Raw genomic sequence first — 18,720 nt, forward strand, 5'->3', positions numbered from 1 at the left:
TTCCGTTAGCCCCATATGCCGATCACGACCGCCACGAGCAGCGCGCATCCGAGCGCGAGCCACATGGACAGGTCGGTGATTGCGATCCAGCCCGCCAGCACGACGGCGGCGCTGATCAGGCCGATGTAGAGCCGGTCGCCCCGATCGGTCTCGATGCGCAGGAAGCCCCGCCTGGCCACGGGAGGAGAGATGCGGCCCCAGATCGTCATGGCGATCAGCAGCACGGCCAGTCCGGCGAAGACCAGGGCTGTGGGGACGGTCCAGACCATCCAGTCGAGCACGGCTACACCCTCCCCATGGCGAAGCCCTTGGCGATGTAGTTGCGGACGAACCAGATGACGATCGCGCCGGGCACGATCGTCAGCACTCCCGCTGTCGCCAGCAGCCCCCAGTCGACGCCCGCCGCGCTCACCGTCCGCGTCATCGACGCGGCGATGGGCTTGGCGTTCACGGAGGTGATGGTCCTGGCGATGAGCAGTTCGACCCAGCTGAACATGAAGCAGAAGAACGCGGTCACGCCGATGGCCGAGCGGATCATCGGCAGGAATATCCGGATGAAGAACCGCGGCAGCGAATAACCGTCGATCGCGGCGGTCTCGTCGATCTCCCGGGGGATTCCCGACATGAATCCCTCGAGAATCCAGACGGCCAGCGGCACGTTGAAGAGCATGTGCGCGATGGCCACGCCGAGGTGCGTGTCGAAGAGGCCGACACTCTGGTAGAACTGGAAGAACGGCAGCAGGAACACGGCCGGCGGCGCCATCCGGTTCGTCAGCAGCCAGAAGAACAGATGTTTGTCACCGGCGAACCGGAAACGCGAGAAGGCGTAGGCCGCGGGCAGCGCCACGATGAGCGACATCACCGCGTTCAGCGAGGTGTAGATGATGGAGTTCAGATAGCTCGAATACCACGACGTCTCCCCGAAGAACGTGGCGTAGTTGTCGAACGTCACGCGTCCGGGGATGAGCGAGAAACTGCCGAGGATGTCCTCGTTCGGCCGGATCGACATGCCGAACATCCACAGGATGGGCAGCATGAGGGTGGCGACGTAGAGCCAGAAGACCGTGCGCGCCCACGGGAGCCGTCTCATGGGTTCACCTTCCCGACCTGGTCAGCACGGTGAAGAAGACGTAACAGAGCACTTGGACGAACAGGAAGTAGAGCAGCGAGAACGCGCCCGCGGGGCCGAGGTCGAACTGGCCGACCGCGATCTTCGACAGCAGGATGCTCAGGAACGACGTCGCGTTCCCCGGCCCGCCGCCCGTCACCACGAACGGCTCGGTGTAGATCATGAAGCTGTCCATGAACCTGAGCAGGATCGCGATCGTCAGCACCCCGCGCAGCCGGGGCAGCTGGATGTGCCGGAAGGTGGCCCATCCCGAGGCGCCGTCGATCTGTGCGGCCTGGAAGTACGGCTGGGGGATCGAGCGCAGCCCCGCGTACGCCAGCAGCGCCACCAGCGGCGTCCAGTGCCACACGTCCATGGCCAGCACGGTGAGCCAGGCGTCGGTGGAGTCGAGCGTGTAGTTGAAGTTGACGCCGAGCACGTTGTTGATCGCCCAGCCGCCGAGGCCGATGTCGCCGCGGGCGAAGATCTGCCAGATCGTGCCGACCACGTTCCACGGGATGAGCAGCGGCAGCGCGACCAGCACCAGCGCCACCGACACCGAGACGCCGCGGCGGGGCATCGCCACGGCGATGGCCACCCCGAGCGGGATCTCGATCAGCAGCACTTGCGCCGAGAACAGCAGCGTGCGCACGAACGCCCCGCGCACCTCCGGGTCGCGGGCGACGTCGCGGAACCACTCCAGGCCGACGAAGATGCGCTCGCTCGGGCTGAAGACGTCCTGCACGGAGTAGTTGACCACGGTCATCAGCGGGATCACCGCCGTGAAGGCCACCGACACGACGACCGGCAGGACCAGCCACCACGCGCGGTTGTTCTTCGGCCTGGCGTCGACCCTCGTGTCCTTGGCCTCCTCGGCCGGTGCGGTCGCCGGTTCGGCGACGCCGGCCGGGCTGTCCGCGACGGTGGTCCGCTCGGTCATGACGGCTCCCTTCCGTTCAGCGGCGCGAGGGAGCCGCACCTGACCTCGTCGCGGAACAGGAACGTGCGGTCCGCGGGGAAGTGCAGGAACACGGCCGCGTCCGGTTCGCAGGCGGAGCCCGCCTCGGTCTTGACGATCACCGGATGCTCGCCGACCCGGGTGTGCACGAGGTCGTACGCGCCCATGCGGTCGATCCCGGTGACCGTGGCTCCCGCGCCGGGGGAGGCGCCGGGCTCCGCGATCCGGACGAACTCCGGCCGCACCCCGATCCTGACCGGTCCCGGCGGCAGGCCGTCGGGGGCGGCGCCCACGCCGGCCGCGCCGACGCGTACGACGCCGCCGGCGATCTCGGCGGGCACCATGTTCATCCCCGGCGAGCCGATGAAGTGCCCGACGAACTCGTGCGACGGCGACAGGAACAGCTCGGCCGGTTCGCCCGCCTGCACGATCGCTCCGTCGTTGAGCACCACGACCTCGTCGGCGAACGTCAGCGCCTCGGTCTGGTCGTGGGTGACGTAGATCAGCGTGTGGCCGGTGTCGCGGTGAATCTCCTTGAGCTTGCTGCGCAGCGTCCACTTCAGCGCCGGGTCGACCACGGTCAGCGGTTCGTCCAGCAGGACCGCGGCCACCTGGGGGCGGACCAGGCCGCGGCCCAGGCTGACGATCTGCTGGCGGCCGGGGTCGAGCCGGCGCGACCTGCGGCGCAGCACCTGGTCGAGGCCGAGGAGCTGCGAGACCTGGCGGACGCGCTGGTCCACCTCCTTTTTGGGAAATTTCCGGTTACGGAGGGGGAAGGCGAGGTTGTCGTAGACGGACATCTCCTCGTACAGGACCGGGAACTGGAAGACCTGCGCGATGTTGCGGCCGGCCGTGGGCACACCGGTGACCTCGCGCTCGCCGAACCAGATCCGGCCCACCGTGGGCGTGATCAGGCCGGAGATGATGTTCAGCAGCGTGGTCTTGCCGCAGCCGCTCGGCCCCAGCAGCGCGTACGCCCGGGAGCTCTGCCACGTCCAGGTCATCGGTTTGAGCGCCCACGTGCGGCCGCCGTCGTAGCTGTGCCCCACGCCTTCGAGGCGGATGTCAGCCATGCAGGTCGACCTCCGCGGCGCTGGTGGCGAGCAGGCGGCCCCCGGCCTGGTCGAAGACGAAGACGTGCGCCGGGTCGATGCGGGCGACCGTGGACTCGCCCGGCGTGAAGAGCTGGGTGCCCTCCAGGTGGGCGACCAGGTGGAGCCCGCCCTGGAGCAGCAGGTGCAGGAACGTCGCGCTGCCGGTGACCTCGGCGAGCCGGATCTCGGCGGGCAGTTCGAGCGCGGCGCGGCCGTTGGGGGTGATGCTGACCTGGTGGGGGCGTACGCCGAGCATGACGCGGTGGCCGTCGGCGTGGGCGCGCGGCGCGGGGAACGACGTGCCGAGGCACTCGATCCGGCCGTCGCGTACGACCCCGGGCAGCAGGTTGAGCGGCGGGTCGCTGAGCGTGGCCGCGACAGCGAGCGTGGGCGGGTGCGCGTACGTCTCGGCGACGTCGCCGATGTGCTGGACCCTGCCCTCACCCAGGACCACGGTGGGCGCGGCGAACGTCAGCGCCTCGTTCGGGTCGGCGGTGGCGTAGAGGACGACGCCGGAGGAGCCGGTGAACATGGTCTTCAGGTCGGCGCGGAGCTGCTCGCGCAGCTTGAAGTCGAGGTTGGCCAGCGGCTCGTCGAGCAGCAGCACGTCGACGGGCCGGGCCAGGGCGCGGGCGATGGCGGTGCGCTGCTGCTGGCCGCCCGACAGCTCGGCGGGCCGGCGGTCGAGCAGCTGCGCGATGCCCATGAGCTCGGCCACCTCGCGCACCCGCCGGTCGATCCCGTCGCGGCGGAACGCCCGGTCGAGGCGGAGCGGCGATGCGATGTTGTCGTAGACGGTCAGGGACGGGTAGTTGATGAATTGCTGATAGACGAAGGCGACCGAGCGTTTGCGCACGGAAATGCCGGTCACGTCCTTTCCGCCGACCACCACCCGGCCGGAGTCGGGCGGCAGTAGACCGGCTGCGACGCGCATCAAAGTCGTCTTTCCCGCGGTCATGGGGCCGACGAGGGTGGTCATTCCATTCGGTAATTCCAGGTGAATGTCATCGAGCCAGGTCTCCCCGCGCCGCCGCACGAAGACGCCATCGAGTATCAGCGTCACGGTGCCCGGTCCTCTCTGCCGGCGCATGATCAGTGCCTTTGCTCTCCATCTAACATGATCTGATTGTGTGTGCAAAGAGGGCAGTTGTTATCGCAGTTAAGGACGGTGCTGTTGTGTGTCAAGCCCCGAGACAGAGATGGCGGTGAACGGCCGGGCCTATCGCCTCGACGACTTCTTCGCTGGTCAGCGCGGCCAGCGGCGGGAATGCCAGAACATAACGGCACAGGGCCATTCCGAGTATCTGCGCCGAGACGGGCCCGCCCGGACCGGAGCGCGTTCAGGACCGCCGGTCAGCGCCGCAGGAAGTGGCGTACGAGCGCGGCGGCGATCTCACGATGCTGGCCACCGTGAGCGCGGCCAGGCGGCCGCTGCGCAACCTCGTGCTGCGGCTGGCGGGACGCCTGCCCGCCGTACGCCGCCGCCTGGCCTGGCAGCTGTACGGCCTGGACCGGCGTTGAGCGCCGGCCGCGCACCCGCCACCCGCCCCGGCGCGGTGTCAGCAGGCCTGAAGGACGAAGAACAGGAAGCACACGAAGGTGCCCGACGGCCTGTCCGCGAAGACGTCGGGAAACAGCTCGCGGGCCTCCGGCACGGGGGACGGTTCGCTGATGGCGGTGATGTGGAAGCCCGCCGCGGTGAAGGCGTCGGCCATCGCGTGCAGCGGCCGGCCCCAGAAACGCATCAGGGCGCTTTGCCCGCCGAGGGTCCATTCATCATGGGACTCGCGGATCCCGAAATAGCCGCCACCCGGATCGGCCTGCAGGAAGTCGACGAAGGGGTGATTGACCGACACGAGCAGCCGGCCGCCGGGCCTCAGCACCCGACGCAGTTCGGCGAGCGGCGCCGTCCAGTCCTCCAGGTAGTGCAGGACCAGGGACGCGACGACATCGTCGAACGCGGCTTCGGGGAACGGCAGCGGGCCGGCCAGGTCGGCGAGGTGCAGGTCGGCGTCGTCGCCGAGCCGCCGCCGGGCCAGCTCCAGCATCTTGGCGCTGGAGTCGAGGCCGGTCACGACGGCGCCCCGGTCGCGCAGCGCGGCGGACAGAGCGCCGCAGCCGCACCCGGCGTCGAGAATCCGCCGGCCGGCCACGTCGCCGGCCAGGTCCAGCATCGCGGGCCGTTCGTAGTAGGCGTTGACGAGGCTGGTCTCGTTCTCGGCCGAGTACGCCTCGGCGAAGCTGTCGTAGTCGTTGGGCGTCGCCCGTTCCGTGCCCTCGGAGCCGGGACGGATCCACGACGGCTGCGTGAGGTCCGGGGCGCTCGGCCGGCCGGCGGAACTCTTGGGAGCGAAAGCCATACGGGCGATCCTGGCACCTTCTAGGGAAGGATGGAGTCCACGTAGCCGCCGTCCACCCGCACCGCCGCGCCCGTCGTGGCCGAGGCGAGCGGCGAGGCCAGGTAGACCACCATGTTGGCGATCTCCTCGGGCTCGATCAGGCGCTGCAGCAGCGACTGCGGCCGGTGCCGCACCATGAACGCCCGCTGCGCCTCCTCCCAGGGCAGTTCCCTGCCCACCAGCTGATGGACGAAGTCCTCCACGCCCGCCGTGTGCGTGGGCCCCGCGATCACGGAGTTGACCGTCACCCCGCTGCCCGCCGCCTCCTTGGCGAACCCCCTGGACACGGCCAGCAACGCCGTCTTCGTCATGCCGTAGTGGATCATCTCGGCGGGGATCACGACAGCCGAGTCGCTGGCGATGTACTGGATCCGCCCCCAGCCGCGCTCCATCATGCCCGGCAGGTAGGCGCGGGTGAGCCGGATCGCGGCCAGCACGTTGACCTCGAAATAGCGCCGCCACTCGTCGTCGCCGATCTCCAGCGCCGGTTGCGCGCCGAAGATGCCCAGGTTGTTGACCAGGATGTCGACCTGCGGCAGCGCGCTCAGCACCCGCTCGCACCCGTCGTCCTTGGACACGTCGCCGGGCGCCGCGACCAGGTCGCCCTCCATCCGTTCGACGGCCTTGGCGACCGAGCCCTCGCCGCGGCCGTTGATCCCGACGCGGGCGCCCGCCCGCGCCAGCCCGGCGGCGATGGCCGCTCCGATTCCCTGCGTCGACCCTGTGACCAGCGCGGTCTTCCCGGTGAGATCGATGTGCACGATTCCGCACCCCCCTTTCCCGTCATTCTCCGCGATCAGTACCCCGCGGGCACGCACCGGGCCGGGCGCCGGTGCGTAGGCTGGGGTGCGCGGGCGTGGAAGGGGCGTGGGTGCACCGGATCCTGTGGCTGATCGTCGCGGTCGCCTTCGTCGTGGGTGTGTTCGTACCCGCATCGCCGGAGCCCGAGGAGTGCCCGCCGCGCGACACCCGGGTCACCGCCCCCTACGCGATCACCGGCTACTGGGTCATCCCGCGGGCCGACCGCTGCGTGACCCAGCGCATGGTGGAGGCGATCCACACGATCGGCGGCGACACGCTCGTCACGTTCGGCCCGCGCTTCAACGCCGGCGAGGATCCCGGCTTCGCCGGCTGCCGCGTCGACGGCCGCCCGTGCGCGCAGGTGCCGGGCAAGCAGATCCGGCGGGTCTACACGTACACGACCAGCGAGGAGTTCGGGAAGGGCATGCTGCGCTGCCCCGGGCTGGAGCGGCGGATCGAGAGCGCAGGCCGCGTCTTCTACCGGTTGTCGCTGGCGGAGAACTGCCGGGAACCCGTGCACGACCTGGTGCTCGTCGCCACGGACGGCGACGGCCTGGGCAACCTGATGGCCGAGGCGGCGGCGTACGGCATGAAGGTCTTTCCCGGGCTGCCGGCGGCCGCGCAGCGGGAGGACAAGCCGTGGGAGCCCGACCACGACCACACCGGCGCCCTGAAGGCCTTCACCGCGCGGGTGCTGGCCGACTACCGGGCGCGGTTCGGGGAGTCCGGCGCCTTCGGCGGGGTCTACCAGTCGTTCGAGTTGGCCATGCGGGACCGCGCCGACAACGATCCGATCATCGAGCTCTACGCCGCGCAGCACGCCGTCGTCGCCGGCGTCCTGCCGGGCAGGCCGATCCTGGTCAGCCCGTACATCGACGCCCGCCGCGGGCGCGGGTTCCCGCCCGAGCAGGCGGGCGACGGCATGGCGGACATCGCGGCGACGCGGGCCGGCGCGCCCATGGCCATCGCGGTCCAGGACGGGCGCGGCACGGGCAAGGTGCCGGTGCACGGCCCGCACGAGACCGGCGCCAAGGTCGTGCCGCGGCTGGCGCCGGTGGTGGGCGACGTCAGCAACGCCGAGGCCTACTACGGGGCGACCCACGCATACGTCGAGGCGGCCGCCCGTGAGGTGCCCGACGGGGTGGAGCTGTGGGTGAACGTCGAGGGCTTCGAGCCCACCCCGGTCGCCGGCGAGTGCGGGCGCGTCGATCCGCTGCCGCTGCGCGGGCGGACCACGAAGAGCCGGCTCGACCAGCAGATCATGGCCTCCGGCCCGCACGCCACGAAGATCATCTCGTACGGCTGGGACCCGTTCTTCACCTGCCAGGCCCGCTACGACACTCCCTCGCTGGCCGACGACATCGCGCGCGACTGGCAGCAGCCCATCATCGTCAACGCCGTCAGGCAGGACAGGAACGGGCGGCCCGGCATCCTCGTCGAGGGCCACAACCTGCGGGGCGGCTCGCTGCGCTTCGACCCTCACGGGGCGGTGGTCCGGCAGGAGTGGCACTCGGACGGCCGGCTCGAGTCGGCCTGGGCCCCGTACGTCCCCCCGGGTCCCCTGACGTCTGTCACGGCCACGAACGGCGCCGGCCACACCAGCACGAGCCCGTACGCGATGCGTTGAACCGCCGTCGCGGGCGGCGGGAGTGCGCACTTTGTCGAGGAATCTCCCTGGATTGGCGGTGAAGGGCAGGCCTGTGATCTTCTGATGGCCGGGGGAAGGCGCGTGAGGGCATGGTTCGGCCGGTCGTTGCGGGTGCGGCTGGCGCTGTTCGCCAGCATCGCGATGCTGTTGCTGAACATCGCAGTCGGCGCTTTCGTGCTGCACGGCATCCGCGATCAGCTCGTCGACATCCAGGCGCAGGACATGTCGAGCAGGGCTGTGTCCGTGCTGCCCATGATCAAGGACAACCGCCTGCCGCAGGTGCTGGAGTACGACGCGCTCGACGGCGTCCAGGTCGTCGACCCGTCGGGACGCCCGGTCACCTCCACGCTCAATCTCGTCGGCCTGCCCAGGCAGACCACGGCGATCCCCCAGGACGGCCAGGCCAACGCCGTCGCGGAGCTCTGCGGCCTCAGCGGGTTCCCCGGGGAGTGCAAGATCGTGACCGCCATCACCGCGTACCAGCCGGACGGCGACTGGATCATCTACGCCTTCGACCAGGCGCTGCCCTGGTACGTCGGCCCGCAGGTGATCCTGTCGCAGGCCGCGCTCGCGGCGGCGCTGGTCGCGCTGACCTGGTTCGTGGTGTGGCGCGCGACGACCAGGACACTCGCCCCCGTCAGCGCCATCACCAAGCAGCTGGCCGAGCTCACCACGTTCGTCGGCGGGATGCGGGTGCCCGTGCCGCAGAGCGACGACGAGATCGCGGCCCTGGCCGAGACCGCCAACCGCACGCTGGAGCGGCTGGAGACGGCGATGCGGGAGAAGGAACTGGCGGTGGAACGCCAGCGCAGGTTCGCCGCCGACGCCTCGCACGACCTGCGCAGCCCGATCACCGCCATGCGCGCCCAGATGGAGGACGCCCGGCTCCAACCCGATGAGGCCGACTGGATCGAGGTGAGCGACGAGGTGCTCGCCAGCCTGGACCGGCTGCAGGCGATCGTCGCCGACCTGCTCGTGCTGACGAGGCTGGACGCGGGCGCCCCGAGCCGCCGTGAGCCCGTGGAACTGGCCGAGCTGGTTGCCCGGGAGGTCGTGCGGCCGCGTGCGAAACAGGTCGTCACCGACCTGCGGCCGGACGTGGTCGTCATGGGTGACCGGCTGCAGTTGGCCCGCCTGCTGACGAACCTGATGGACAACGCCGACCGGCACGCCGACAGCCGGATCACGGTGACGGTGCGGGAGGAGGACGGCCAGGCCGTCCTGGAGGTGCTCGACGACGGCGAGGGAATCGCGCCCGAGCACCGCGAGGTCGTCTTCGAACGCTTCGCCCGCCTCGACGCCGCCCGCAACCGCGACGTCGGCGGCAGCGGGCTCGGCCTGCCCATCGCCCGCGAGATCGCCGCGGCACACGGCGGCACGCTGACCGTCGAGGACTCCGAGCGCGGCGCCCGGTTCGTCTTCAGGGCGCCGCTGCAGGACGGCTGAGCCCCGGCCCTACGCGTACGCGGCCGTGCTCTCCCGGACGATCAGCTCCGTGGCCAGCTCCACCCGCTTGGTCTCCGGCACCTCACCGTGGCCCATGGCCAGCACCGTACGGGTGGCCAGCGAGGCCATCTCCTGCAGCGGCTGCCGCACCGTCGTCAGCGGCGGCCAGGCCGACTTGGCCAGCGGCAGGTCGTCGAAGCCCACCACGCTCAGGTCCTCGGGGACGCGCAGCCCGCGCTGCCTGGCGGCCTCCAGGACGCCGAAGGCCATCAGGTCGCTGTGCGCGAAGATGGCCGTGGGCGGATCGTCGAGGGACAGCAGGGCGTGCGCCTGGTCGTGGCCCGACTCGACCAGGAACGTGCCGCGCCTGATCAGCTCGGGCGCGACGGGCAGCCCCGCCGTCTCCAGGGCGGCGCGATAGCCGTCGATCCTGGCCTGGCTGCAGAGCATGTCGGACAGGCCGCTGATCATGCCGATCCTGCGGTGGCCCAGCTCCAGCAGGTGGCGGGTCGCGGCCAGGCCGCCGTTCCAGTTGGTGGCGCCCACCGAGACCACGCCGGGGGCGGGCTCGCCCTCGGGGTCGACCACCGCGAACGGCAGCGAACGGGCGCTGAGCTGTGACTGGATGCCTGTCGACAGCCGCGAGGCGACGATCACCACGCCGTCGGTCCTGCGCGCGGCCAGCCGTTCGAGCCAGTCGCGTCCTGGGCCCGCGTGCGTGTGCAGGACGGAGATGACCACGCTGGCCCCGGCCTCGTGGGCAGCGCTTTCCGCGCCTCGCACGATCTCCATGGCCCACGGCGACTCGATCTCGGCGAACACCAGGTCGACCAGGCCTGCCGGGGTGTCGTCCTGGCTGATGCGCCGTTGGTAGCCGTGCTCCTGCAACAGCCGCTCGACCCGGTGGCGGGTCGCGGGAGCGACTTCTGGACGTCCGTTGATGACTTTCGAGACCGTCGGAATGGAGACTCCAGCCTCCTCCGCGATCAGTGCGATCGTCACCCGCCTCTTCGCTGACACGTTCGGGAGTGTATCCGAAAGTTTCGGTTTGCCATCGCTCGGGCCCGAGGTGTTGACGCTTTACCTGGCGTTTACTTACGCTCCGAGGCAAGAAACTATCGGGGGTTTCACGAAAATTTCACACTGTTGAGGAAGGGACCCCTATGCGACGCAGTGTGGTGCTGATCGCGGCCCCGGTGCTCATCGCCGGACTCCTGGCCGGCTGCGGCGGCGGTGGAGAGTCCGCCTCGCCCGGGGGCGAGGGCGGCTCGCCCGGCAAGGTCACGATCGAGTGGTGGCACCTGTCGACCTCCGATCCGCTCAAGACGCTCTGGGATCAGCGCGCCAAGGAGTTCATGGCCAGGAACCCGAACGTCACCATCAAGGCCACCGTCCTGGAGAACGACGCCTACAAGGCCAAGCTCACGACCATCACCCAGTCGGGCAAGGCGCCCGACATCTTCGCGACGTGGGGCGGCGGCGTGCTCCAGCAGCAGATCGAGGCGGGACTGGTCAAGGACATCTCGGGCGACGTGGCCGACGTCCTGCCGACGTTCACGCCGGCCGCGCTGAGCGCGTACCAGTTCGACGGCAAGACGTACGGTCTGCCGACCGACATCGGGCTGGTGGGTTTCTGGTACAACAAGAAACTTTTCGAGAAAGCCGGCATCAGCGAGCCGCCCGCCACCTGGTCGGCGTTCCTCGAGGACGTCAAGAAGCTCAAGGCCGCGGGCATCACCCCGATCGCCCTGGCCGGCAAGGAGAAGTGGCCCGGCCACTACTACTGGGCCTACCTCGCCATGCGCATCGCCGGCCTGGACGCGCTCAAGCAGGCGGCCACCGACCACGACTTCACCAAACCCGACTTCGTGGCCGCGGGGCAGCAGGTCAAGGCGCTGGCGGACCTGCAGCCGTTCCAGAAGGGCTTCCTCGGCGCCGGCTACGGCACCCCTGACGGCCAGGCGGCCACGATGGGCAACGGCAAGGCGGCCATGGAACTGATGGGCCAGTGGGCGCCGGCCACGCAGGAGGACGCCGGCGAGGGCCTCGGCGACGACCTCGGCTTCTTCCCCTTCCCCGCGGTCGAAGGCGGCAAGGGCTCGATCGGCGACGCCTTCGGCGGCGGCGGTGGCCTGGCCTTGGGCGTCGACGCTCCCAAGGAGGCCGTCGACTTCGTCAAGTACATGACCGCGATGGAGAACCACTCGAAGGCCGTCGAGGCGGGCGGCGTGCTGCCCGTGCTCAAGGGCGAGGAGAGCGCCGTCAAGGACGCCAACCTCAAGCAGGTGGCGACCCTGCTCGCCGAGACCGCCGGCTACCAGCTCTATCTCGACCAGGCCTACCCGCCGGCCGTCGGTCAGCAGGTCAACGACAGCGTGGCCGAGCTCATCGGCGGCACGAAGACGCCCGAAGAGGTCGCCCAGGACATCACAGAAGTGGCCAAGAGCGAAGAATGACGACACTCACCAGAGGGCCGGAGGCGGTCAAGCTTCCGGCCCCCGCCCCCGCCGCCAGGCGGCGCGGACGCTGGGTGACCATCGCCCTGTTCCTGTTGCCGGCGCTCGTCCTGTTCCTCCTCCTCGTCGTGGCCCCCATGGTGGTGGCCGTCTACTCCAGCGCGTTCAAGTGGAACGGCTTCGGCGGGCTGCCGACCGACTTCATCGGCATCGACAACTTCACCCGCCTGTTCGGCAGCGAGATCTTCGCGCAGGACCTGTGGCACCTGCTGGTGCTGGTCGTGTTCTCGATCTGCGTGCAACTGCCGTTCTCCCTGGCCATCGCGATGCTGCTGAACCAGCGCATCCGCGGGCGGGCGCTCTACCGGGTCGTGTTCTTCGCGCCGTACGTGCTCTCCGAGGTGATCACCGGCGTGCTGTTCTCGCTCATCCTCGCGCCGGACGCGGGCATGGCGAACCAGTTGTTGTCGGTGGTCGGGATCGAGTCGGAGTGGCTGGCCAATCCCGACACGGTGATGCCGTCGCTCTTCCTCGTCATGACGTGGAAGTACTTCGGGTTCCACATGATGATCTACCTGGCGGGACGGCAGAACATCCCCAACGAGCTCATCGAGGCGGCGCAGATCGACGGCGCGACGGGCTGGAAGACGTTCAGGCACGTCACGCTGCCGCTGCTCGGCCCGACCATCCGGATCAGCATCTTCCTGTCCGTCATCTACACGATCCAGCTGTTCGACCTCGTGTGGATCCTCACCGGGGGAGGGCCGTCGCACTCCTCCGAGACCATGGCCGTCACGATGATGGAGTGGGGCTTCAAACGCTCCCAGGTCGGCTACGCCAGCGCGATCTCCGTCGTGATGTTCGTGCTCAGCCTCGTCTTCGCCCTCGCCTACCAGCGTTTCGTCATGCGCCGCGACCTTGAGGGCGCGTCCACGTCCATGGGAGGCCGCCGATGAACCACGGCAAGGCGACCCGCGTGCGCCGTACCACGCTGCCGCTCCACCTGATCGCGTGGATCGTCGGCGCGTTCATCCTGATCCCGGTGGTCTACGCGGTGCTCGGCGGGTTCAAGCAGAACAGCGAGCTGTCCGCGAACCCCTTCGGCCTGCCCCGGACGTGGGCGACCGGCAACTACACCGACGTGCTGGGCTCCGGCTCGTTCTGGCTGCAGATGTGGAACAGCACATTCATCGCCGTTGTCACGACCGTGGTGACGGTCGCCCTTTCGGCGCTGGCGGCGTTCGTCTTCGCGAGGTTCGCCTTCCGCGGCAGGGAGCTGTACTTCACGTTGTTCACGGCCGGGCTGATGTTCCCGTTCGCGGTGGCCATTTTGCCCATTTTCGTCCTGCTGCGCACACTCGGGCTGCTGGACAGCCCGATGGGCGTCATCCTCACCCAGGCCGCCTTCGGCCTGCCGCTGACGATCATCATTCTGCGGGGGTTCTTCCGCAGCATCCCCGGCGAACTGGAGGAGGCGGCCACCATCGACGGCTGCTCCCCGTTCGGCTTCTTCTGGCGCATCCTGCTGCCCATGGCCAGGCCCGCCATCGCCACCGTCTCCGTCCTCGCCATCGTGGGCAGCTGGAACAACTTCATGTTGCCGCTCGTGGTCTTCAGCGAGGAGTCGAGCTGGACCCTGCCGCTGGGCATCCAGCAGTTCCAGGGCCAGTACGCCTCCGACACCGCCCGTATCCTCGCCTACCTCGTCCTGGCCATGCTGCCCGCGCTGGGGTTCTACGCCGTCGCGGAACGCCACCTCGTCGGTGGTCTCACCGCTGGTGCAACGAAAGGGTGAACATGCTTCACGTGTCCGGAACCCAGCTCGTCATGGACGACAACACGCCGGTACGACTACGCGGGGTGGGTCTCGGGGGCTGGATGAACATGGAGAACTTCATCACCGGTTATCCGGCCAACGAGAGCTCGATGCGGCACGCCGTACGCTCGGTGCTGGGCGAGGAGCGGGCGGAGTCGTTCTTCGACCGGCTGCTCGCGTCGTTCTTCACCGAGCAGGACGCCGACCTGCTGGCCGGGCTGGGCATGAACTGCGTGCGCATCCCCGTCAACTACCGCCACTGGGAGTCCGACGACCGGCCCTTCGAGATCGACCCGCGGGGCTTTCGCCACCTCGACCGGGTGATCGGGCTGCTCGGCGAGCGCGGCGTCTACAGCGTCATCGACCTGCACGCCCTGCCCGGCTCCCAGAACCAGCACTGGCACTCCGACAACCCGACGCACGTGGCCGGGTTCTGGCAGCACCGCCACTTCCAGGACCGGGCCGTGCACCTGTGGGAGGCCATCGCCGACCACTACCGCGATCATCCATGGGTGGCCGGCTACAACCCGGTCAACGAGCCGGGCGACGTCACCGGCAAGGTGATCGGCCCCTTCTACGACCGCCTGGTCAAGGCCGTGCGCGCCGCCGACCCGCGGCACATCCTGTTCCTGGACGGCAACACGTACGCCACCGATTTCTCAATATTCCGGGAGATGTACGAGAACACGGTGTTCGTCCTGCACGACTACGCGCTCGCCGGCTTCGCCCACGGCGGGCCGTACCCCGGCCACACCCGCGGCGAGTGGTGCGACCGTGACGAGCTCGAACGCACCTTCGCCCGACGCTCCCGCTTCCAGCGCGAAACAGGCACACCCCTGTGGGTCGGCGAGTTCGGCCCCGTCTACACCGGCGACCCCGACGTGGACGCGCAGCGCTACCAGATCCTGCGCGACCAGCTGGAGATCTACGACGGCCAAGGGGCGGGCTGGTCGTTGTGGACCTACAAGGACGTGGGACTGCAGGGCCTGGTGCACGCCGCGGGGCCGTACATCGACCGGTTCGGCGACTTCATCGCCAAGAAGCGGCGGCTGGGCGTGGACCGCTGGGGCTCCACCATGGAGGAGTCGGCCGACGTCCTGGCCCCGCTGCACACGCTGGTCGAGACGGAGTTCCCCGGCTGGGAGCCCTACCCGTGGGGCGCCCGCTACCAGACCGACGACCTCATCCGGCACGTCCTCATGGCCCAGGCACTGCTGCCGGAGTACGCCGAGCTGTTCCGGGGGCTCGACGACGGGGAACTGACCGCCCTGGCCGACTCCTTCCTCCTGGACCGCTGCGTCCGCCGCCAACCCCTCCTCGACCTGCTCTCCGACAACCTCGAACCCCACTGACGAGCGGTCAGCTCCTGTGCCTGGGCGAGCCCGGGTCGGTAGGGTCCTGTTCCGTGACGACGGAGCTGGAGGACCTCGCCGTACGGTTGCGGGAGTTCGCGAAAGTCAGGCAGTGGGAGCAGTTCCACACGCCGAAGAACCTGGCGATGGCGCTCGCGGGCGAGGTGGGGGAGCTGGTGGCGGAGTTCCAGTGGCTCACCGCCGAGCAGTCCGGGAACCCCGGTGACGAGGCGCTCGCCAGGATGCGCACCGAACTCGGCGACGTGACCCTCTACCTCGTGCGCCTGGCCGACGTCCTGGGCGTCGACCTCGTGGAGGCGGCCAGGGCCAAGCTCGACGACAACGACCGCCGCTACGACCCCGCCGTCTACCGCGGTTCGGCCAGGAAAGCGCCACCGTCCCCGGGCGCCACCTGAATCTCCCCGCGGTCACCTGCCCCCGCATAAGGTGACGAACATGCGATTCGGGGTGCTGGGGCCGCTGGCCGTGTGGACGGACGCCGGTGAGACCGTCACGATCCCCGGCCTCAAAGTGCGCGCGCTCCTCGTGGACCTGCTCGTCCACGAGGGCCATCCGGTCTCCGCCGACCGGCTGGTCGACGACCTCTGGGGCGAGGACGCGCCGGCCAACCCGGCGGGTGCGCTCCAGGTCCGCGTCTCCCAGCTGCGCAAGGCGCTGGAGGACGCCGAGCCCGGAGGCAAGAACCTGATCGTCTCCCGCGCCCCCGGCTATCTGCTGCGTCCCGACGACAGCGCTGACGACAGGGCCGTGGACGCCGTCCGCTTCGCCGGCCTGCTGGCCCGGGCCGAGGCGGCGGGCAGCGCGCGGGCCAGGGCGCGGCTGCTGGGCGAGGCGCTGGCATTGTGGCGGGGGCCCGCGTACGCCGGCTTCGCCGACGAGGAGTACACGAGGGCGGCCGTGCTCCGGCTGGAGGAGCAGCGGCTGTCGGCGCTGGAGCAGCACGCGGAGGCCCGGCTGGAACTGGGCGAGCACGGACTGCTGGTCGGCGAGCTGGGCGACCTGGTGGCCAGGCACCCGCTCAGGGAGCGGCTGAGGGCCGTGCACATGCGGGCCCTCTACCGGGCCGGGCGGCAGAGCGAGGCGCTGGCCGGGTACGCCGAGCTGCGCGAGCGGCTGGCCGACGAGCTGGGCCTCGACCCCGGCCCCGAGCTGGTGGCGCTCCACCAGGCGATCCTCGGCCAGGACCCCGCGCTCAGCGTGCCCGCGCAACGCCCGGTCACGAACCTGCCCGCCCCCGTCGGCAGGCTGATCGGCCGGGAGCAGGCGCTGACCGAGGTGTGCGCGCTGGCGGAGGAGGAGCGGCTGGTGACGCTCACCGGCACCGGCGGGGTCGGCAAGACCCGGCTGGCGCTGGAGGCGGCGGACCGGCTCGTGGACGACTTCGCCGACGGCGCGTGGCTGGTCGCGCTCGACCAGACGTCCCGCTCGCCGGCCGAGGCCGTCATGGCGGCGCTCGACATCAGGGAGGACGCCGGCGCCGACCCCGTGGGGCAGCTGGCCGCCGCGCTGAGGCCACGGCGGATGCTGCTCGTCCTGGACAACTGCGAGCACGTGGTCGAACAGGTAGCCGACCTGGCGGAGCGGCTCCTGCGGGCCTGCCCCGACCTTCGCGTGCTGGCCACCAGCAGGGAGCCGCTGGCCGTGGCGGGCGAGGTGCTCTGGAGCGTGCCGCCGCTCGACGTGCCCGCAGGGGCGGACCTGGCGGCCATGGCCTGCTCCGACGCCGTCAGGCTGTTCGTGTCCAGGGCCGCCGCCTCCGCCCGCGGCTTCGCGCTCGACGCGGGCAACGCGCAGGCCATCGCCCAGCTGTGCCGGCGGCTCGACGGCATCCCGCTGGCCCTCGAACTGGCCGCCACCCGGGTGCGGGCGCTCGGCGTGCAGGGCGTGGTGGACCGGCTCGACGACCGGTTCCGGCTGCTGGCCTCGGGGCAGCGCGGCGCCCCCGCCAGGCAGCGCACGCTCACCGCGGTGATCGACTGGAGCTGGGACCTGCTGTCCGACGACGAACGCCGCGTCCTGCGCCGTCTGGCCGTGCACGCCGACGGCTGCACCCTGGAGTCCGCGGAGGCGGTCTGTGGGGAGCGCGGCCTCGACGTTCTCGACCTGCTGGCCCGCCTCGTCGACCGTTCGCTCGTCGTCGTCGCCGACGCTCCGGCGGGCGTCCGGTACCGGCTGCTGGAGTCGGTGTCCGCGTACTGTGTGGCCCGGCTTGCCGACGCGGCCGAGCTCGACCGGGTACGCCTCGCGCACCTCCGCCACTACCTGGAGCTGGCCGAGCGGACCGAGCCGGAGCTGTACGGCCACGAGCAGCGCGACCGGCTGCTGCGCCTGGACGCCGAGGCGGCGAACATGCGGGCTGCGCTGGACACGGCGGCCGCCGCGAAGGACGGCGAGCGTGCGGCCCGGCTTGTCAACGCGCTGGCCTGGTACTGGTTCCTGCGCGGCAGGCTGGCCGAGGGCCGGCGGGCGCTCGCGCGGGCACTGGCGATCGAAGGGGAGCCGTCCCTCTCCAGGGCCAGGGCGGCCGCCTGGCACGTCGGCTTCGCGCTCATGCTGGGCGAACAGGTCGAGTACGAGCCCGCGCTGGCGGCGATCGACGACCCGGGCGCGCGGGCCAGGGCCGAGCTGTTCGTCGGCCTGCACATCAGGGATCTGCCGGCCGGCCAGGAGCTCACCGGCCGGGCGCTGGCCACGTTCCGGGCCGTCGGCGACACGTGGGGCGTCGCCGCCGCGCTGACCCGGCAGGCAAGGGACGCCTTCACCCAGCGCGACCTGGAAGCGCTCGAACGCACCGCCGGGGAGAGCGCGCGGCTGTTCACCGAGCTGGGCGACCGCTGGGGGCTGCTGCGGGCCACCGAGTGGCTGGCCTCCCAGGCCGAGATGGCCCACGACGCCGAGCGGGCGAACCGGCTGTTCGGCGAGGGCCTGCGGATGGCCGAGGACCTCGGGCTCTGGACGGAGGTCGCCACGCAGACGGCGTGGCTGGGCTGGATCGCCTTCTCCAGCGGCGAGTACGACCGCGCCGTCGAGATCTGCGAGCGCGCCACGAGACTCGCCGCCGAGCAGGGCTACAAGGAGGGCGAGGCCATGGGCAGGATGGGCCTGGCCTTCGCCGCGCGCCGCGCCGGGCGGCTCGACCTGGCCGAGGAGCACCTGCTCCACCTGCTCGACGGTGTGCCGCGCGACCCTGATCTCGAACCCTCCCTGCACGTCCCGTCCACGCTGATCGAGCTGGGATTCCTCATGGAGACGCGCGGCGACCCGGCCGCCGCCCTCGACCTGCACCTGGAGGCGCTGGCCGCCGCCGCGAAAATCGGCGATCCCCGGACGATGGCGTGGGCCGTCGAGGGAGCGGCCTCCGCCACCCGGTCGCCCGGCAGGGCCGCCGCGCTGCTGGGGCTCTCGGCCGTGGCCAGGCGGCACAACCAGACTCCCGCGGGGCCGTCGGAGCAGGTCGAGATCGACCGGGTCACGGCCAGGGCGCGCGAGGCGCTGGGGGAGAAGGGGTTCGCGGCGGCGTACGAGGAAGGGGCGGCGTACAAACTGGACGACGTGCACGACCTGCTGCGGTAGCCGGTGGGGCGGTGCTCATGCGAGGTGGGTGGCGAGGCGGTGCAAGAA

The 18,720-nt window shown here is 70.5% G+C and carries 18 protein-coding genes; 9 read left to right on the top strand and 9 right to left on the bottom strand.

The annotated features are described in order from the left end of the window. Window positions 1–5: 5 nt before the first annotated feature. The 6 genes from GUY59_RS09125 to GUY59_RS51305 all read right to left on the bottom strand — a co-directional run bounded on the left by GUY59_RS09125 (window position 6) and on the right by GUY59_RS51305 (window position 4,464). Entirely contained in the window at window positions 6–281 is a 276-nt protein-coding gene (locus GUY59_RS09125) for a DUF2160 domain-containing protein (RefSeq protein WP_201760647.1), read from the bottom strand. A 2-nt stretch (window positions 282–283) separates the two neighbouring features. Further along, window positions 284–1,090 carry a carbohydrate ABC transporter permease gene (locus tag GUY59_RS09130; RefSeq protein WP_138201013.1) on the bottom strand — a complete coding sequence of 269 codons (807 nt, stop codon included), beginning with the start codon at window positions 1,088–1,090 and terminating at the stop codon, window positions 284–286. A 4-nt stretch (window positions 1,091–1,094) separates the two neighbouring features. Further along, entirely contained in the window at window positions 1,095–2,048 is a 954-nt protein-coding gene (locus GUY59_RS09135; protein ID WP_138201012.1) for a carbohydrate ABC transporter permease, read from the bottom strand. Next, window positions 2,045–3,139 carry an ABC transporter ATP-binding protein gene (locus tag GUY59_RS09140; RefSeq protein WP_138201011.1) on the bottom strand — a complete coding sequence of 365 codons (1,095 nt, stop codon included), beginning with the start codon at window positions 3,137–3,139 and terminating at the stop codon, window positions 2,045–2,047. The genes GUY59_RS09135 and GUY59_RS09140 overlap by 4 nt, the downstream gene beginning before the upstream one ends. After that, window positions 3,132–4,250 carry an ABC transporter ATP-binding protein gene (locus GUY59_RS09145; protein ID WP_138201010.1) on the bottom strand — a complete coding sequence of 373 codons (1,119 nt, stop codon included), beginning with the start codon at window positions 4,248–4,250 and terminating at the stop codon, window positions 3,132–3,134. The genes GUY59_RS09140 and GUY59_RS09145 overlap by 8 nt, the downstream gene beginning before the upstream one ends. Window positions 4,251–4,341: 91 nt before the next feature. Then, entirely contained in the window at window positions 4,342–4,464 is a 123-nt protein-coding gene (locus tag GUY59_RS51305) for a TetR/AcrR family transcriptional regulator (RefSeq protein ID WP_354533195.1), read from the bottom strand. A 64-nt stretch (window positions 4,465–4,528) separates the two neighbouring features. Here GUY59_RS51305 and GUY59_RS09155 point away from each other — a divergent pair, with 64 nt between their 5' ends. Next, a complete protein-coding gene (locus GUY59_RS09155) occupies window positions 4,529–4,681 on the top strand; it encodes a hypothetical protein (RefSeq protein ID WP_201760649.1) in 153 nt (50 codons plus the stop codon). Between the two features lie 38 nt (window positions 4,682–4,719). On the opposite strand, the gene GUY59_RS09160 is transcribed toward GUY59_RS09155, so the two are convergent. Both GUY59_RS09160 and GUY59_RS09165 read right to left on the bottom strand, forming a co-directional pair. Beyond that, window positions 4,720–5,520 carry a class I SAM-dependent methyltransferase gene (locus GUY59_RS09160; RefSeq protein WP_138201009.1) on the bottom strand — a complete coding sequence of 267 codons (801 nt, stop codon included), beginning with the start codon at window positions 5,518–5,520 and terminating at the stop codon, window positions 4,720–4,722. A gap of 20 nt (window positions 5,521–5,540) precedes the next feature. Then, window positions 5,541–6,320, bottom strand: coding sequence for an SDR family NAD(P)-dependent oxidoreductase (locus GUY59_RS09165; protein ID WP_138201008.1), 780 nt, complete (start codon window positions 6,318–6,320; stop codon window positions 5,541–5,543). 95 nt (window positions 6,321–6,415) lie between these two features. Here GUY59_RS09165 and GUY59_RS09170 point away from each other — a divergent pair, with 95 nt between their 5' ends. Then, window positions 6,416–7,987, top strand: a complete 1,572-nt coding sequence (locus GUY59_RS09170; RefSeq protein ID WP_138201007.1) for a DUF4434 domain-containing protein — start codon at window positions 6,416–6,418, stop codon at window positions 7,985–7,987. 102 nt (window positions 7,988–8,089) lie between these two features. After that, a complete protein-coding gene (locus tag GUY59_RS09175) occupies window positions 8,090–9,454 on the top strand; it encodes a sensor histidine kinase (protein WP_252374939.1) in 1,365 nt (454 codons plus the stop codon). 9 nt (window positions 9,455–9,463) lie between these two features. Here GUY59_RS09175 and GUY59_RS09180 read toward each other — a convergent pair whose 3' ends face one another. After that, window positions 9,464–10,474, bottom strand: coding sequence for a LacI family DNA-binding transcriptional regulator (locus GUY59_RS09180; protein WP_138201005.1), 1,011 nt, complete (start codon window positions 10,472–10,474; stop codon window positions 9,464–9,466). Between the two features lie 143 nt (window positions 10,475–10,617). Between GUY59_RS09180 and GUY59_RS09185 the strand changes: the two genes are divergently transcribed. The 6 genes from GUY59_RS09185 to GUY59_RS09210 are packed head-to-tail and all read left to right on the top strand — an operon-like array spanning window position 10,618 to window position 18,672. Beyond that, the gene (locus tag GUY59_RS09185) at window positions 10,618–11,910 is read left to right on the top strand and encodes an extracellular solute-binding protein (protein ID WP_138201004.1); all 1,293 of its coding nucleotides are present in this window, start codon (window positions 10,618–10,620) and stop codon (window positions 11,908–11,910) included. Then, complete coding sequence (locus tag GUY59_RS09190) at window positions 11,907–12,866, top strand: carbohydrate ABC transporter permease (protein ID WP_138201003.1); 960 nt, start codon at window positions 11,907–11,909, stop codon at window positions 12,864–12,866. The genes GUY59_RS09185 and GUY59_RS09190 overlap by 4 nt, the downstream gene beginning before the upstream one ends. Beyond that, complete coding sequence (locus GUY59_RS09195; protein WP_138201002.1) at window positions 12,863–13,705, top strand: carbohydrate ABC transporter permease; 843 nt, start codon at window positions 12,863–12,865, stop codon at window positions 13,703–13,705. Before GUY59_RS09190 ends, GUY59_RS09195 begins: the two co-directional genes overlap by 4 nt. Window positions 13,706–13,707: 2 nt before the next feature. Beyond that, entirely contained in the window at window positions 13,708–15,078 is a 1,371-nt protein-coding gene (locus GUY59_RS09200; RefSeq protein ID WP_138201001.1) for a glycoside hydrolase family 5 protein, read from the top strand. A 53-nt stretch (window positions 15,079–15,131) separates the two neighbouring features. Next, the gene (locus GUY59_RS09205) at window positions 15,132–15,494 is read left to right on the top strand and encodes a nucleotide pyrophosphohydrolase (RefSeq protein WP_138201000.1); all 363 of its coding nucleotides are present in this window, start codon (window positions 15,132–15,134) and stop codon (window positions 15,492–15,494) included. A gap of 40 nt (window positions 15,495–15,534) precedes the next feature. Beyond that, window positions 15,535–18,672: an AfsR/SARP family transcriptional regulator gene (locus GUY59_RS09210; RefSeq protein WP_138200999.1), complete on the top strand. Its 3,138-nt coding sequence runs from the start codon at window positions 15,535–15,537 to the stop codon at window positions 18,670–18,672. Window positions 18,673–18,720: the final 48 nt, after the last annotated feature.

The organism is Nonomuraea sp. K271, from assembly GCF_009908215.1.
In the GTDB taxonomy this organism is placed as follows: Bacteria; Actinomycetota; Actinomycetes; order Streptosporangiales; family Streptosporangiaceae; genus Nonomuraea; species Nonomuraea longispora.